This window comes from Flavivirga aquimarina (assembly GCF_030540835.1).
Taxonomy (GTDB): Bacteria; Bacteroidota; Bacteroidia; order Flavobacteriales; family Flavobacteriaceae; genus Flavivirga; species Flavivirga aquimarina.
In genome coordinates, this window is record NZ_JAUOEK010000178.1 from 24,930 (window position 1) to 43,478 (window position 18,549).

Consider the following 18,549-nt stretch of genomic DNA (forward strand, 5'->3'; position numbering starts at 1 on the left):
TATTTAAAAATTTTAGTTAATAAATTACAACCTCATCTACCAAAATTCTTGAAGCATTTCCTGCTTGATGATGTCCTTCTGGTATAGGGTTTACACTTTTTGCTTTTATTTTTATCGATTTTACTAAGATTTTATCAAAACTTATTTCGCTCTTTACTTTATTTCTTCCTTGTGTATGACTCGCTTTGGTTTGATTAATTTTTCCTAATTTGGTATATGTTTTCCCATCTTGTGAACCAAAAACCTCTATATGTTCTGGTAGATAAACGCTACCAATAGTGAATCGTAAACTAGTCATCATTAATTTTTCAATTTCTGTGGGTTGAGGAAAGATGATGTCTACTTCTAAATCCCCTTTTATAGTTTGCCAATTAGAATCCCATCGATGAAGTTTTCCATAATTTAAATCAACTAGCTTATCTATTTCATCTGTTCCTTTAGGGTTAGCGGCATCTGAATGATAAATAACTTTAGCTCCAAAAGCTTTGTGTATAGGGAAATGTTTTTTCGATATGTTTCCAACTTGTTTTCCATTTAAAAAACTAGTGGTCTTTAATGTCGTTGTTGCATCAATAGAAAACGCCTCTTCATATTTATTTGAACTTAAGGAAGGTTCACTACCGTCCAAAGTGTAATATATATCTAAACCTTCAGCTTCAGACTGTAAAGAAATATCAATAGCACCTTCTTCATTTCCGCTATGGTTTATTTTTACATTAAAAGCACTCGTTGCATAACGCACACCTTGCGCATCAAATCGTTTAAATTGGTTAAGCAGTCGTGTCGTAAAACTTTCCCAATTCTTAGATTTTTCTTGTGTCCAACCATTTTCTGCAATGGCATATAATCTTGGAAAAGTCATATAGGTTAACTTTCCCCAATCACTAATAGATTCTGTCCATAAATTACCCTGAATCCCCAAAACGTGTTTTCCTTGGGCTTGTGTTAAACTATCTGATATTATTTTATAGGTATAAGTATCTTTTAAAAAACTGTAACTATACCCTAAGTTAGGTTCTAAATCGTCATCGCCTTGTTTTAAATCTAAATAACAATATTTAGAAGGCGTCATAATGACATCGTGTCCTTCTCTTGCAGCTGCTATTCCTCCTTTTTCACCTCGCCATGACATGACTGTAGCGTTTGGCGCTAAACCGCCTTCTAAAATTTCATCCCAACCAATCATTTTTTTACCACGTGCATTAATCATTTTCTCTACACGCTTAACAAAATAACTTTGAAGTTCTTTCTCATCAGCTAAGTTTTCATCTTTTATGCGTTGTTGACAATCGGGGTCTATTTTCCAAGACTCTTTATTGCATTCATCACCTCCAATATGTACATATTCAAAAGGAAACAAATCCGTGACTTCTTCTAAAACATGTTCTACAAACTCAAAAGTCACCTCTTTACCCGGGCAAAGTGTATTGTTCTTCATAACTCCACCAGTGGCAACATAAAATGGGCCACCTGTACACGAAATTTCTGGATAGGACGCTATGGTAGCAAGCGAATGTCCAGGCATATCTAATTCTGGTATTATTTCTACAAAACGTTCTTTGGCATATGCTACAATCTCTTTAATATCCTCTTGGGTATAAAATCCACCGTAAGTGGCTTTTTCTCCTTCTTTTTGTACAGGTCTGCCCCACCAATTCGAAATGCTCTCATCTGTAATGTTATAGTCAACGCGCCATGCGCCTACTTCTGTTAATTTAGGATATTTTTTAATCTCTAAACGCCATCCTTGATCGTCTGATAAATGCCAATGAAAACGGTTTAGTTTAATTTCAGACATATAATCAATGACATCTTTAATCTGTTCTTTACTAAAAAAGTGACGAGACACATCTAGCATATGTCCTCTCCATTTAAAAGCAGGTTTATCTTTAATCGTAACAACAGGAACACCCCAAACTACATTGTTTTGCTCCTTTTGTGAATAAAATGATGCTGGTAATAACTGTTTTAAACTTTGTAAAGCATAGAAAAAACCAACGCCTGATGCTGCTTTTATCTGGATGTCTGTTTTATTGATATAGAGTTGATATGCTTCTTCTTCTATAGAACTATCGGTACTAAATACAATATCTCCTTCTCCTTCTCCTAACTTAACTTCTGGTATCCATCCCGACACGTTTTTAAATTGATTAAAAAAAGTAGAAGCAATTTCCAATTGCTCCTTATTTTCTACCAGAATGATTGTATTTTCATTAATTTCAAAATGCCCTTCACCAGCTATTAATTCTGCTGGTAATGGTGTAATAGCTATTTCACCTAATTGTAATTGTTTCTTATTAGTGCATGAAATAATAATTAAAGCACCTATGAAACCTAATATTAATTTCTTTTTCATAATTTTATTTTTTTATCAGCTCTTTATTTGGTTTGCTTCCCAATATATAATGAAGTTTTCCTCCTTGCATAATTTGCTTATGGTTTAAAGTCAACTTATCATAAGGTTTTCCGTTTAATGTTATGGATTGTATATAAAAATTTGCTTCTGTTTGGTTTTCTGCAGTAATAATGAATTGTTTTCCGTTTTCCAGTTTAATTATGGCTTCTTCATAAAGCGGTGATGTTAAACTATAAATGCCATTTGCCGGGTTGATTGGATACATACCCATTGCTGAAAAAACCAACCATGCAGACATTTGCCCACAATCTTCATTACCACAATAACCGTTTGGTTTTGTACTGTATTGAGTTTCTATAATTTTACGAACCATTTGCTGCGTTTTCCAATGTTTTCCAATGTTATTATATAAATAGGAAACATGGTGACTGGGTTCATTTCCGTGGGCGTATTGACCAATCATTCCTGTACTAAAAATAGGTAATTTGTCTTCTGCTGTTGGATAATACGTGAACATAGAATCTAATTTAACGGCAAACTTCTCCTTACCTAATGTGTTTATTAACCCATCTATATCGTGTGGCACAAACCAGAAATATTGCCATGCATTGCTTTCGCAAAACTCTCTGGTATATTCTTTTGCCGAAAATGGTGAACCAAAATTTCCTTGTGCATCTTTAGGTCTAAAAAATGTTGAGGAATCGTCATAAAGGTTTTTCCAGTTGTTTGCTCTTTTTGAAAACGTTTTTTCTATGTCATTTTCCCCTAGTGCCTTAGCTAGTTGTGCGATACACCAATCATTATAAGCATATTCCAATGTTTTAGACACCGACCAGTTTTCGTGATTTTCTCCTGTTGGAACATAGCCTAATTCCATATAGGTATCTATTTGTCTGCCTTTTTCGGTAGCTGATGCGACACAAGCTTCTAAGGCTTTTTTTGCATCTATAGGAATGTTTTTAAAATAGGCATCTACTATAACAGGAACGGCATGATACCCTATCATCATATTGGTTTCATTCCCTGCCAAAGACCACACTGGAAGTAACCCTGTTTCGTCATAATGCGATAAAAAGGATTTAACCATATCTTCCGTTTCTTCTGTGTTTAAAATGGTATATAGCGGATGTGTGGCCCTAAAAGTATCCCAAAGTGAAAATGTATCGTATTTGTTATAGCCATTAGCTGTATGAACCTTCCCATCGGCTCCTTTGTACGCACCATCTACATCACTATGCAATGATGGTGTTAAAAAACAATGGTATAGATTTGTATAAAACAATTCTTTTTGAGACTCTGTTCCTTTTATTGTTATTTTAGATAAATACTGTTCCCATTTTGTTTCTGCTGCCGTTACTGTTTGCTCAAAATTCCAATCTGGTAATTCTGCTTCTAAGTTTTTTCGAGCTCCGTCTATACTTGCTGAGGACAAAGCTACTTTTACCAATATTTTTTCATCGGTATCCGTCTTATAGTTAGCCACTATTCGGGTAAACTTTCCATTAACACTACTTGAGTCTTTTTCTTTTGAATTTTCAAACAATTGTATGCTATCAATAGGTTTTGAAAATTTCATTACAAAATACACGCGTTGGTCTCTTGCCCATCCTTTCGACTTTCTATATCCTGTAATGGTTTGTTTATCTTCAATAGTAATTTTTGTATCTACTGGGGCATCCCAGTTTAAACTGTAACCCAAATCGAGTATGATTTGGCTTTTTTCATCCTTAGGAAATGTATATTGATGAAAGCCTACGCGGGCTGTTGTTGTTAGTTCTACTTTAATTCCTGAGCTTAATAAATCTACCGTATAATATCCCGGACTCGCTTTTTCTTGATTGTGTGAAAACTTTGAATAAGGTCTGTACCTTCCTTCGGGAGTCAAACTTTCGGTAAACCTGCTATTTAAAGGCATTAATAACAAATCATACATATCGCCTGCTCCGGTTCCAGAAAGATGTGTGTGGCTAAACCCTGCTATAGTTGAATCTGGCCAAAAATAGCCTGCAATTCTATCCCACCCCGGGAGTCCGTTATCTGGACTTAATTGTACCATTCCAAAGGGTAAAACAGCGCCCGGATAGGTGTTTCCTGGACCATCTGTTCCTGTAAAGGTATTTACATAACTCGTTAACCCCTTTATTTTTTTAGTTTCGGGTTTCTTTTCTGTTTTACATGAAAAAAAACCTAAACATAATGTTAGTAATAATAGATAATTGTAACCCTTCATTTTTATTTTATTTTCAGCTTTAACACACTGGCATTTACAGTGAACTCATCTATCCTTTAATTACTTCTTAATTTATTTACTTTAAGGTGTGCATTATTTGCAATATGTCTCTTATATTCTTGTGTATAAAGTGTTGCTATTGAACTATATTTTTTTGCAAGCTTATTGTAATCTTTCCATGCCTTATCATACGCTTTAATCCATTTTTGAACTTCTTTGGTATCTTCTTTAGCTTCTGCATGTTTCATATAGATAAGCGTTCTATATATTTTATACAACTTTAATCCATATTCTGCAGATCCTACGGCATGATTTTTAGCGTCTTCATTTTGCCAATCAATTGATTTAGCCAACTTAACTATTTCTTTCCATTTTGCTATCGATTCATCTTTTTGAACCAAATTTCTTTCTTGTTCCAAGTCACCTTTTACTACCATTGGCCATGCAATACCTTGGTCTCTAGTCCACCATGGATTCATGTCCCTATAAGTACTATTTCTTCCTCTAACTACTGCTTCTGCAGAAAGTAAACATAGCTTTCTAAACTTAGCAATATCATCACCTTTTAAGTTTAAACGTTCTGTTGCATATCTGTTAAAAATAAATTCTTCGCTTTTATCGGTGTTTTGCCCCCATTGTGCCATAACCCAAGAGTTTAAATCGCACCACAATTCGTCTTTTATATAAGGACCATCCCATCCTCCTCCACGAGACCATGTCCAAATACCAGCATATAATTCAGGTTTTGTTTCTACAAACTCTCTAATACTATTTATTCGCTCTTCTGGCATTCTAGCATGTTCTTCGAAACCTTCAATAACACCATTTGCAATATAATTAGGATAAGCGCCTTTTCCTTCATATTCGCGAGCAGATTGAACCTCAATAATTTGACGATGGCGTCCTTGGCCTATGACTTTACTAAATGCGTTAGATCTATGAAAATCCCCTTCACAATGTTTGATACTAATAATTAAATTTTCATGTGGTTCTATAGCATTACTTACTTTCATGTAAGTTTTTAGATTCCTGTCGAATGCTCCCCAGGTTCTGAAAATAAGTTGTTTATCTCTTTTTTCGCAAATCTCTTCTTTTAAGATCTTAATTAAAGGAATAATGGTTTTTTCTGCATTCATTTTCTCATCAATTGCTCCAAGATGATATGGTGCATCGTGTAAATAAGTTTCTCCTATACGAACAACTAGTCCATCTAGATCTGGAAACTGATCGAACATTTCATTAATTTGAGCTCTGATCAGTTTTTCGGTCAATGTATCGTTAGGGTTTCCAAATGTTTCTTTAATATTATATTTTTCAATCAATCTTTTTGGAAACAAAACAAGATCAGACATAGCATAAATGGCCATATCTTGTTCTTTACATGCTGCATGCATTTGTTTTATTTGTTTGGCTTTTTCATCTACCCATTTACGATCATCAGATCCTTTAGGTAAAATATCTGCATCTACAGACTCCCAATTAATAGCTAATGCTGGAGATTCAAAAAGAAAATAAACCTTACCATTATACCCCATTTCTTTTATAATAGCTGGGTTATTGTACTTAGATTCATATGGAGCCTCTCCAGGGTTATGGTGAACCATATCTAAAATTAAAGGGGCTGACGTGTTTTTCTTATTTTGACCAATCACTTTTGTCCCCAATGCACTAAAGACTATTATAAAAAACAGGACTCTTTTAACTAAATTTAATTCTTTTATATTCATTCTTATAAAGGTTATTTTTATCGGTTAAAAACCTGTAACCGAACTATTAATTGATTGTAAATTTTCTCCTTGTAGTGCATACCATACATTAATCATTCTCGGATTACTGCTAGGTTTATAACGTATTGAAATAGGATGCCAACCTTTTTTAAGTGCTACTTTTCCATAACGTTTTCTCGGCCCATGATATCCCCCATTATTCACAATTTGTTCTCCGCCTATATAAAGAAGGCTTCCGCCATCCGATTTTGTTTCAAATTCATATATAGCATCTTTTTCGGCTTTAAAATAGCCCTCATATATCATGGAAAATCTTGTCTGTTCTTTAAATGTTCCTAAAGCTATGGAATCTACTTTAATCCAGTCTTTGGAAACCGGCGATTTAATATCTTCTACTTTTTTATATTTCCCCTTGGTTATCCACCTTTTTAATCCGTTGTTTTCTGGAACTATATCTAAGGCTACTTTATATATTTTCCGTTCTACCTTATTCGTTTTAAGATCATTAAACATATCTCCTCTATAGGCACGTGCTTTTATTGTTCCTGTATCTTTTACCAAAAATGGTTTGTTATATTTTAATGAATTTTTAGTAGGTATATTTCCATCAAATGTATAATAAATTTCAACGCCATCTAGTGGATATTTTAAATTCAAATTAACAAGCGTGCTATCTACTAAGGCTATTTTTTTCTCTAAGCCTTCTACTGCTGGGATGTAATAATAAACACCTAATACATCTAAACGATCATATTGTTTTTCTACTCTTTTATTAAAAGCCTCGAAGCTTTTGTTTTCCTTTTCTGCCCATCCATTCTCTGATACTGCTAACATTCTTGGAAATGCTTGATATTGCAATCGTTTAAAACTAGGAATCCATTCCGACCATAGATTTGCTTGTAAGCCTAATACTTGCTTGGTTTCTTTTGGGGTAAAACTTTTTGGAACGGGTTCGTAATTATATATTTTCTCTAACGAGTTACCTTCGTTTAAATAGTCAAAATAATAAGCATCGGTAGTCGTAACAACAATATTATTTCCATTTTCGGCTGCAATCTTAGGTGCTTTTGGCCTCCAACCTCGCCACCACATTATAGTCGCATCTTTTGTTAAGCCTCCTGTAACAATCTCGTCCCAACCCATTAATTGTTTTCCTTTGGATTGTAAAAATTGCTCTATATCTCTATTAAAATGCGACTGCAATTCATGTTCATCTTTTAGTCCATGCTTTTTTATTTCTTTTTGACAATGTGAACATTCTTTCCATGAGGCAATATTAACTTCATCGCCTCCTATATGAATATATTTTGAAGGGAAAAGTGCTACAACCTCATCTAAAATATTTTTCATAAACTCATAAGTAGTTTCTTTTCCGAGGCAAGATGGGTAGGTAAAAACGGTATCCCAACCAGATTCTTCATTACAGGATAAAAACGGATAGTTATCTATGGCCGATTTAAAATGTCCGGGCATATCAATTTCTGGAATCACTGTTATGTTTCTTTCTTCTGCATAAGCTATAATCTCTTTTATTTGATCTTGAGTAAAGAAACCTCCATACTTTCGTTCTCCATCAATATTCTTAAAATTGGATTCATCAATAGTATAGAGCTTATTTTCTTCTGCTCTATTCATACAAATCGTATCTTGATTGTTAGGAATTCGCCATGCGCCTTTTTCTGTTAACAGCGGATATTTTTTTATTTCTATACGCCACCCTTGGTCGTCTGTTAAATGCATGTGGTAGGTATTCAATTTGTACAGCGCCATATAGTCTAGAAAATCTTTTACCTCATCTATATTAAAAAAATGACGACTAAAATCCATATGCATACCTCTCCAACTAAAACGGGGTTCATCTTCAATTAAAACACATGGTACAAACCATTTTGTACTTGTTATTTCTTTGCTTTCTATTTCTGGTGGTAATAGCTGACGTATGGTTTGTACTGCATTAAAGAAGCCACTTTCGCCAGATGCTTTGATTTGAACTTGTTTTGGGGTAATTTCTAATTGATATGCTTCTGATTTTAATCCTTCTATAGTTTCAAAAACAACCCCTTCGTCTGTTTTTATATTTGAAATTTCTAGTTTATACCCTGCAGATTTTTCAAATAAGCCTATAAGATAATTTGCTGCTTTTTCCTGACTTTTGTCTTGAACTACAATATTTGTTGCCGATTTAAATTGATAGGAGCTTTCTTTTAATTCCAAAGTCGCTGGTTTTGGAATAATGGCAATGTCTTCTTGTTTAAATGTGGGGTTTGGATTTGAGCAGGAAACCAAAAACACTGTAATTAGTAATAAGGTAATATATTTTTTCATATTTATTTTTATTTTTTCAATATGCTTATTTTTTAAAATTATGGCTGTTATCCCCTTTTCTGCAAACTATTAGTTTTCATATTTTCTTCAACGATTTTATCAAAGTCTTTTACAATTGATTGGGGTAATTTTGATTTTTCAATCCATTCTGCATCTCCATAAACTCCTGCTTTTGAATAGTCGAAAGGAATGAATTTTATTTTTTCAGAGTTTTTCTTTTTCTTAAATCTAAAGTCAAAATTAGAGGCATCCATAAAATATGGGTCTGCTATTATACTGTGTTTGTCATGACCTAATTGTTGCCATTCATCAAAGGTATTTCCATTAAAATCATAGGCATCTTTATTAGTATTCCAATACATATTTTTACTTATATGTATATTAATTTTATTCCATGCCCCTTTCATTACCATCCCTTCATTAAATACAATTATATTATTTACAAAATTAAATGACCGGTGTTTTTCTGCTCTTCCACATTGCAATTGATATGATTTGGCATAGGCAAAAATATTATTCCTTACTATATTGTTTTTACCATAATGCTGTTGAAACCCTCCTGTTTTCGTACTATAAACTAAATTATTTTCTAATATAATATCTGATGATCCTTCGTCGGTATATAAGCCCCACCCCCCATAGGAGTATGCATGTATATGGTTAACAAGGTTATTACTTATTACGGTGCCTTCTGATTTGCCTAAAGTATAAATCGCTGCCATATCGCTTAACAGCGCCCACCCTATATGATGTATATGATTGTAAGCTATTTTATTTCTTTTGGCTAAACTTGGTTTATATCCCCAAACCCATCCTACTGATATTCCTGTGTAATAGAAATTACCAATATCGTTATGAGTAATTATATTATCGGAACTGTGTCCTACCCAAATCCCTACTGAAGCGGGAAATTCTTGACCGCCTGTTTGTATTATATTGTTATTAATTTTTATGTTTTGTGTATGTTCTACGCCTTCTAGGGCATTAAAATCTCCCAAGTATATACCGCCTCCTCCAAGGTTATGAAAGTAGCATTGTTCTACTACCGAATTACGACACCCCTTTCCAAACCACAAAGCATGTTGTCCTATTTGCGAAATTTCACAGTTAGAAAAAGTGATATCTCTTGACCCTTCAAGCATTATAGCTGATGAATTAAGCTTAACTGCTGCCTGATTGGGTTCGAAACCTTTTATTGGGATACTATAATGACATTGCTTAAAACTAATGCCTTCAAAACGGATGTGCGCTACGAATAGATTATTAGTGGCATCTCCTTTTAGGGTCACTAAGTTTTCTAAAACGGGTGCTATTACTTCTGTATTTTGCGGTGTTTCTCCCTTGAGAGGCTTATAATATAAGGTCCCTTTATCATTAAGAAACCATTCGCCAACGGTATCTAAAGCTGCCGCATAGTTTTCAAATACAATACGTCCTCCTTTTTTTATAGGGTTCCAAGGTTTCATGCCTTTACCGGAAGTCACTATGGATAAACTATCTTTATCTATTTTATCAATTGGGCGAAGTGTAAAATCCCATTTATGAAAAGCCCGAAATCTCACATGCTTTATGTCGTCCTCATCAATACCCTGTAAAGGTTTAAAATTTGTTTTATCGAAGCTGAGTTTTTGCTGTGCTTTTTCTGGTATGGACTTTACCCCTTTTTCCCAAATATATTGTTGGACATTATTAACTTTTAAAAACCCTGTATTGGGCGTGCGTGCCAGTATCGCTCTTTTATTATTTACATACAACTGATCGAATCGCCATTTGTAATACGTGCTTTCTGGTATCTTTGCCTCCCAAACACCATTTTCATTTACTGAAAATCCGGTTATCTTTTTCCCTCCGCTAAAAACCGGTTTCGCTCCTTTTGCTGCTTTATATATTATTGGAAAACCGGGAGATCCACTATCCTCTGGTGTTAACTCCAAAGGTTCTTTCATGGTATAAGTGCCTTCTGCAATTATAACTGTAAACGATTGTTTCGTTGTCTGATCCTTTTTTTTATTGCGTATGGCATTACGCGCACCTGTTAATGATGCCAAAGGTTGCTCTGCTGTTCCTAAATTTAAATCGTTTCCCGTAGGAGAAACGTATAGTTCTGTTTGAGCATTTAAAGAGGTATTACAAAAAAGTAATACGGTTAGTATATAAATGATTTTTATCATTACTTTTCTTGTATAGGAATCTTTATTAAGAGAAAAAATTAGTTTAAATCTTATAAAAGCTACGATTATTAGTTTTTCCATTCTATATCACCATTTTCAATACTCCAATCAGTTCCAAAATAACCTGCTACATTCACATTTTCTACACCCGATTTGTATATGGAAGATGTAAAAATCATCACATCTGGCACACCTGCACCCGATGAAAAATATCTATTAGGTGTTGTCGCATTAAAGCCAACCATTCCAGAACCTGTTATGGCACCTACTGATGCTATTTGGCTATCTTTTCTTGGGTAAATAAAATATGCGCCATATGTATCTCCTGTTAATTTCTTTTCACCAACTCTTATTTCATTACGCTTAACTTGTATTGGACTATCTGAAAGCAATAATTTCCACACAGCATTGGTTGATGCGTTACCGTAAATAATAACGGATCTATCTTTGAACTTCTTAAGCGAAAAGTCTTTATCTGAAATAACATCTATTGATCCATTCCCTTTATAATAAAAGGTTTCGGCATCAAATCGTGCTTTGTTGAAAGACCATTTATTTTCTTCTTTTGTTCCTTTGGTTCCATACACAAAAACCATATTGTTTTTGAAAGCATCTTTAAAAGTACCATATCGCAACGGATTTTTTTCAAAGGTATTTGATGGCTTTTTTGATAATATCCACGAATCGTTTTCTTTTTCAAACCAAACATCTTTTCCTTTGTATGATGATACATCATCGAACGAATCATCATCAATTTTAACTTGAATGGTCTCTGAAGCCATGCAATGTTTTAAATTGATTTTAAACTTCTTTAAATTTTCTGTTTCTATGGTAATACTTCGTTTTTTTAAAGCTTCATTGTTTTTCTTTTGCTTTTCTGTACGTACATTTTGTTTCACTTTTACACCACAAAATTCAAATGATTTTTCTTGTTGGTAAAGGGTTACAAATCGACTCTCGTTAGAAACTCCCGGGCTTGCTGTTCTAAATTCAAAAGTCTTCACATCACCATTATCTGGAATAGTATGCCACTTAAAATAATCGAATATGGTATTAAAATCTATTCCGAACCAATGCTTTTTGTCTTCATATTCAAGATATGCAAAATCGGGATGAAACTCGCTTAAATGTTTTTTCATAAACCTAGCTTGGTCTACCGATACTACATCATCTGCGTCTCCATGCTGAATATAAACTCCATGGTGTAGATAGTTTCTAGACAATTCTAGAGTATAACTCTGGTGGCTTGCTCTAGCAAACATATTCTCTAAAGGCTCTGGGTTTTCTTTTTTTTCTTTGTTAGCATAAGAGAAAAGCGAATACCAACCTGCTATTGGCGAAATGGCTGCCCATTTGTTTGGGTATGTAACGCCTACGTGCCATGTACCATGTCCTCCCATAGAATGTCCTTTTAGATAAGTTCTGCTAGGGTCTGTTCCATACATTTTTTCGGCAATGCCTTGTACTTCCATGGCATCCCATCTTCCCCAGTCTTCCCAATTAAAACCAAACGGTCTTCTATTGGTTGGTGCAATAACGTGTCCCCAATCTTTAGATTTATATTCTGCTGCTTGTCTTCTTGCTTCTACACTTGCTCCATGCAACGAAAGAAACATGGCTGGTTTTTTATCTGTTTTAATAGCGCCTTCTTTAACTGCAAAATACTGTACGCTACCATCTATTTTAGATGTAAACGTTCTTGAATACCATTGTTCTGGTGTTTTAACACGATATAAAACAGAGGCTTCATCTAGCAATTTAGACCCTGCATATAGTTTCACGTTAACTCTAACGGTATCTTTTTTAGTGTAAGCGTCTCGAACCTTATAAGGCACTTTTCGCATCGTTAATGGAATAATAGACGATACATTTGTTTCTGTTTTTACGCCGTTAGATTCGGAAACCAGTTTGAGGTTTTTTAATGTTTTTGGTGTTGCATTTAATATTCGGATCGATCCTGTTTTTACATCATCTTCAGTAGTAAGAAAATCAGGAATAGTCATATCCCTTTTCATTAAAGCAACTGGTTTTTTCACAGGTAATAACTGCATATTAACTTGTCCTCTACCTCCTTTTATTAAAAAAATATTTCTCCCTTTTTTCAAATTTACAGGATGAAAGGTTAAATGTTTATTATACACATCACCACTACGAGGAGTACCATTAACGAATACTTCGGAATGTCCGGATATTTCTAAAATTTTAATACCCGATTCTGGGGCATCATATGTAAGGTATAAATAACCTCTTCTTAACTTTCGGCTTTTAAAAACACCTTTATCATCAGCTTCTAATGGCTCCCATTTCTCAACATCTCCTCGCCCGTTAATACCAACGGTATCATTTATAACTGGGGTTTTAAACGTTTTTGTAATAAGTTTATAATAAATAGAATCTGTAAAAATAATAGACCGATTCCCTTGATGTGTAGATCCAACTACAAGCCCTTTTTTAAAAGTAATGGTCTCTTGAGCATTAAGGTGTATACTCAAAAAAGAGATAGCTAAAAAAATTCCTAAACTATATTTTTTCATAAGAGACTAAAAACTATTTAATTTTGAGTTTGATTATATCATCTGCTGAATCTTCTAAATTCTTTTTAGTGTAAAGAAAAGTACCTTCTTTTAACTGCTTGAACTTAATTTTTGTTTTACCATCAAAAGAAGTCGCTGTACTAATCTTTTCTTTTAATTCCGGAATAAAAATATAGGGTTCAGAGGATGGGTTTAATATATGCACATATAAAGTCTTACCCTTTTTAGTAATGGTTCCCCAATCTTGGGTTTTAATAACATTACCTCTTGTTCCATATATACTTTCTCCATATTTATCTGTCCATTCTCCAACTTCTTTTAAAGTTTGCACAAATTCTGGTTGTATTTCACCATTTGGCATGGGGCCTACATTTAATAATAAGTTACCGTTTTTACCGGCTGCTTTTACCAAGAAATGGATAAGTTGTTTTGTCGATTTATATTTTTTATCATTCAAGCTAAAACCCCAAGCCTTAGCCATAGTTGCACAAGACTCTAATGGTAATTGACTTACTTGAACTCCTGCACTATAACCGCCTTTATTTTCTCCGGGTAAATCACGTTCGAAAGTCTGAACATCTTCTCCTGGGATTGGTTGGATATGATGATTATTTGCTATTAGTGTATTTGGGCTTAACTTATGAATTAATGAATAAATTTCATCATAATGCCAATTAGCTTGTTTTCTATCCCAGTGGCCATCGAACCATATACAACCTATTTCTCCATAATTTGTAAGAAGTTCGGTAAGTTGGGCTTTCATAAATTCTATATAGTCATTCCAAGCAGCCTCATCTCCTTTTTTACCATTTTTATAATCGTCACGTGCCCAATCTAAAAGCGAATAATAGAAATTTAATTTAATCCCTTCTTTTTTACATGCTTCTGCTAATTCTTTTAATGGATCTCTATCAAATCTTGTGGCATCTATAATATCATAATCTGTGGCTTTGGTATCGAACATACTAAAGCTATCATGATGACGAGATGTTATTGTGATGTATTTCATACCAGCAGATTTTGCAATTTGTACCCACTCCTCGGCATCAAAATCTTCTGGATTAAAAAACTTAGTCAACTTTTTATAAGTGTCTAATTTAATTTTTTGTTGATACATAACCCATTCACCATCTCCTAATACACTGTAAACACCCCAATGAATAAACATCCCGAATTTCATATCTTGAAATGCTTTACGCGCTTCTAAATTTCCTTCTGTAGGTGTATATTCCGGCATGGGGTAATCATAAATCTTTTGTGCATTAGCTATACATACTATTAAACTGAATATGCCAATAATAACTGTCTTTCTCATCACTTTTTAATTATAATTTATTATTCTTTTGATTCATTTATTTTTGGTTCTGGGCCCATTTCCATTTCTAAAACACCGCCTTTGGTTATTTCTTCATGGGTAATAAAAAATCTATGTAATGGCTTTCCATTTAACTGCATAGATTGTATATAAATATTTTCTTTGGAATTATTATTTGCTATAATTTTAAATGTTTTACCCGAATAATAATTTGAATCTAGATTGATTTCAACACTATTAAAAACCGGACTTGTAATTTCGTACTTATTATCACCGGGACAAATTGGATGAATACCCATAGCTGCTAAAACGTACCATGCAGACATTTGCCCTACATCTTCATTTCCACACAATCCATAAGGGTCTGTTCCGTAAGCATCAGCACATATTTTACGTGTCCATTTTTGGGTTAAATGCGGTACTCCTGCTTTATTTAACATAAAAGGGACATGGTGTACGGGTTCGTTAGGATGGTTGTAGTAATTATTCCAAAGGAAATCTTCTGGCGTGTTTTCAAAAAATGAAATCAACTCTTTTTTAAAAGCTTCTTCGCCGCCCATTAAAGCTTTTAAACCTTCTATATCGTGTGGTACAAACCAGCCTTGTTGATAGGGGTTACTTTCAATACAACCTTGTCCGTGTACAGTTTTCCCTTTCCATTCTAACCAATTGCCTGTACTATCTTTTGCTCTAAACCAATTGACTTCTTCGTTCCAAATATTCGCATAGTTTTTACTTTTCTTAAAGTATTCTTCAGCAGTGTTATGTTTATTTAAAGAAGTTGCTAATGTTGCTAAAGCCCAATCGGAATAGGCATATTCTAATGTTTTAGAAATATGTTTATGAGAATAACCTAAGGTTCCATTTCCTGTATTATCTACCGTATTTTTAGAATAGATGAATGCTTTTTCAATATCGTAATTACGAATGCCTTTTTGATACGCATCTGTTATTACTGAAACTGCCGGATTTCCTAACATACAACCCGAATACGAATTCAACATTTCCCAACGCGGTAAATAGTTGTTACCGCTATAGTCTGCCATTTGTATTAACGAATTAATTTCATCGTTAACCAAATCTGGGTTTATAATAGTTTGTAACGGAAATTGCGAACGAAATACATCCCAACCACTAAATATAGATCTATAAGTAAATCCTTTTGTTTGATGTACTTTTTTGTCTGCGCCTATATAATTACCATTAACATCTGAAAAGGCACGTGGGTCTATTAAAGTGTGATATAATGCTGTGTAAAAAATGATTTTTTCCTCTTCGGTTCCTCCTGAAACAATCACATCTTTTACGGCTTCATTCCATAGGTTACGAGCTTCGTCTCTGGTTTTGTTAAAATCCCAATGGTTAATATCGTGCTCTAAGTTTGCCTTGGCACCTTCTATGCTTACAAAAGAAATACCGCTTTTTACTAAAACCTCCTCGTTAGCTTTGGTGCTAAAATTGGTATAAAATCCTAAATGCTTTCCTTGGAGTTCATTTTTACCTTCGTGAATTTTGGCATTTTTAACGGCATCTTGATAATTATCTCTCCTTATAAAACGCATTTTTCTAGGCACATCAGGAATTTCGGCACTCCAAATACCATAGTCTTTTAAAGGTTTACTAAACTGACAATAAAAATAAACCATATAATCTGCTTTTCCTGCGCCTGCTCCCCAGCCTCCACCTTCGGGCGGACATTTCATCCAACCAGAAATGGTATTTTCATTCACAACTTTTATGTATTGTTCTGTTGAAGTGCCTCCAACTCTACGCGATAAATCTATTTGAACTCTAGAACTATCTTGTTCTGGAAATGTAAAACGGATAATTCCTGCTCTTGGTGCCGCAGTTAGCTCTGCCTTTACTTTATAATCGTCTAAAGTAACGGCATAATACCCAGCTTTGGTTGTCTCTGTATCGTGGGTGAAACGTGAACGATAACCGCTTTCTGGTTCTTTAGGCACACCTCTGTTGGTTTGTAATTTTCCTGTAGTTGGTGTTACTAAAAAGTTTCCTAAATCGCCAAACCAACCTACCCCACTCATGTGCGTAAAACTAAACCCTTCAAGTGTTGGATGTTCGTATGAATACCCAGAGCCATTATCGCCTCCAGTAAATGTATCTGGACTTAATTGCACCAAACCAAAGGGTGTTGCTGCTCCGGGAAATGTTTTCCCAAAACCATGGGCGTCTTTAGATTTTTTACCGTAAGTAATGGCGCCAATAATAGGATCTATATAATCTACAGGCTCTTTTCCTGATAACGTTGCCTTAGATTTTACATTTGATGAACAAGAAATGAGTACTAAAACACTTAGTGCAAAACAAAATTTATAAATTATTTTTTTGTCAACTTTCATACAGTGTTATATTGTATTGTTTTAGTCCTCTAGATTAATGTTCTTGAAGTTTTTGAGCTCCATTGGTTTTATAAATATCTACAGATACATCATTCTCTTGAGATGCACCACAGGTAGTTCTACCGTTTTCTACAATTTCTTTCAGTTCTTTTGTCAACTTTTTAACCACCTTAGGGTATTTGTCATAAACATTGGTAGTTTCTTCTTTATCCGCTATCATGTTGTATAGCTGAATGTCTGGTAGACCTTCCTTTTTAGCAGCATTGTCTTTTGGTGAAGTCCATCCACCCGAACCCGGAGTTAGTTCCAACTTCCATTTTTTGTTTCTGATAGAAAACTTACCATTTATAGAGTGATGTACTACTAACTTGTAATCTGTTTTTGCTTTTTTATTTTTTAACATGGGTAAAATACTATAAGAATCTACCCCTGCTTTTTCATTCAAATCTAAACCTGCAATTTCTGCGCAAGTGGCCATTAAATTGGTTTGGCATATTAGCTTGTCATTTTTAGAGTCTGCTTCAATAATTCCGGGCCATCTTGCAATAAAAGGAATTCTGTGACCACCTTCCCAAATATCGGATTTGTATCCACGGAAATCTGCACTAGGATAATGCCCGTAGTCTTTTTCTAATTTCCCTGCTTTAGATACGGGTGCAGAACATCCATTATCGCTCGTAAAAAACACCAATGTATTATCAGCAATACCACTCTTTTCCAAGGCTTTTAACACGCGGCCAACTACATCATCTGTTTCCATTACAAAATCTGCATAAGCTCCCATTCCACTCTTACCTTGCCACTCTTTTGATGGCACTACTGGACTATGAGGAGAATTTAACGCCAAATACATAAAAAAAGGCGCTTCTTTATTAACTGCTTTAGAGATGTAATCTTCGGCTTGATCTCCTAAAAACTGTAACATTTGTATTGGAGGCATTTTATCTATAACCTTATCATTTTTAATTACAGTTTGCATATCTCTGGAATGGTGAAAGCCAATATAACTATCGAAACCACGTGTTATTGGTCCGTTAGGAACAGTTGCTCCAATAGGAGCTCCAATCATCTTTTTTCCTTCATATAATTTATAGGGTTTACCATTATCATCTACATAATCAAACCCTAAGTGCCATTTACCAATGGCTGCTGTATGGTAACCAGCTCCTTTTAACATTTTTGGTACGGTTAAAAGATCTGCAGCAATTAAAGGGGTTACTTCTTCTCCGCCCGCTAAAACACCTTTTTGTAATCTAGAGCGCCACGAATAGCGGCCTGTTAATAAACTATAACGAGATGGCGTACATACTGCCGATGCGGAATGTGCATCTGTAAATGTCATTCCCTGAGTTGCCAATTTATCTATTTGGGGTGTAAGTATCTTACCCTTTTCCGGATTTAAAAACTGAACATCGCCATACCCTAGATCATCACAAATAATGTAAACAATATTTGGTCGTTCTTGTGCTGATATATGACTTGCTACCAGTATAAAAAAGAGTGTTACTTTAAATATCTTCATTTTATTTAT

Annotated in this window: 9 protein-coding genes; all 9 read right to left on the reverse strand. The window is 34.3% G+C overall.

Translation table 11 applies throughout. The features are described 5' to 3' along the window. Window positions 1-16 precede the first annotated feature (16 nt). From Q4Q35_RS19115 to Q4Q35_RS19155, 9 genes are read right to left on the reverse strand one after another with little or no spacing between them, the layout of a single operon-like run. The gene (locus tag Q4Q35_RS19115; protein ID WP_303279631.1) at window positions 17-2,356 is read right to left on the reverse strand and encodes a beta-N-acetylhexosaminidase; all 2,340 of its coding nucleotides are present in this window, start codon (window positions 2,354-2,356) and stop codon (window positions 17-19) included. Window positions 2,357-2,360: 4 nt separating this feature from the next. Continuing rightward, window positions 2,361-4,586 (reverse strand): GH92 family glycosyl hydrolase, encoded by a 2,226-nt coding sequence (locus Q4Q35_RS19120; protein ID WP_303279632.1) that lies wholly within the window; start codon window positions 4,584-4,586, stop codon window positions 2,361-2,363. A 56-nt stretch (window positions 4,587-4,642) separates the two neighbouring features. After that, entirely contained in the window at window positions 4,643-6,313 is a 1,671-nt protein-coding gene (locus Q4Q35_RS19125) for a hypothetical protein (RefSeq protein ID WP_303279633.1), read from the reverse strand. A gap of 24 nt (window positions 6,314-6,337) precedes the next feature. Next, entirely contained in the window at window positions 6,338-8,638 is a 2,301-nt protein-coding gene (locus Q4Q35_RS19130) for a family 20 glycosylhydrolase (RefSeq protein WP_303279634.1), read from the reverse strand. A 47-nt stretch (window positions 8,639-8,685) separates the two neighbouring features. Then, complete coding sequence (locus Q4Q35_RS19135) at window positions 8,686-10,890, reverse strand: right-handed parallel beta-helix repeat-containing protein (RefSeq protein WP_303279635.1); 2,205 nt, start codon at window positions 10,888-10,890, stop codon at window positions 8,686-8,688. Further along, window positions 10,878-13,343: a prolyl oligopeptidase family serine peptidase gene (locus Q4Q35_RS19140; RefSeq protein WP_303279636.1), complete on the reverse strand. Its 2,466-nt coding sequence runs from the start codon at window positions 13,341-13,343 to the stop codon at window positions 10,878-10,880. Before Q4Q35_RS19140 ends, Q4Q35_RS19135 begins: the two co-directional genes overlap by 13 nt. Before the next feature lie 13 nt (window positions 13,344-13,356). Beyond that, window positions 13,357-14,658, reverse strand: coding sequence for an alpha-L-fucosidase (locus Q4Q35_RS19145; RefSeq protein ID WP_303279637.1), 1,302 nt, complete (start codon window positions 14,656-14,658; stop codon window positions 13,357-13,359). A 20-nt stretch (window positions 14,659-14,678) separates the two neighbouring features. After that, complete coding sequence (locus Q4Q35_RS19150; RefSeq protein ID WP_303279638.1) at window positions 14,679-17,018, reverse strand: GH92 family glycosyl hydrolase; 2,340 nt, start codon at window positions 17,016-17,018, stop codon at window positions 14,679-14,681. A gap of 34 nt (window positions 17,019-17,052) precedes the next feature. Next, complete coding sequence (locus Q4Q35_RS19155) at window positions 17,053-18,540, reverse strand: sulfatase family protein (RefSeq protein WP_303279639.1); 1,488 nt, start codon at window positions 18,538-18,540, stop codon at window positions 17,053-17,055. Between the last annotated feature and the right edge of the window lie 9 nt (window positions 18,541-18,549).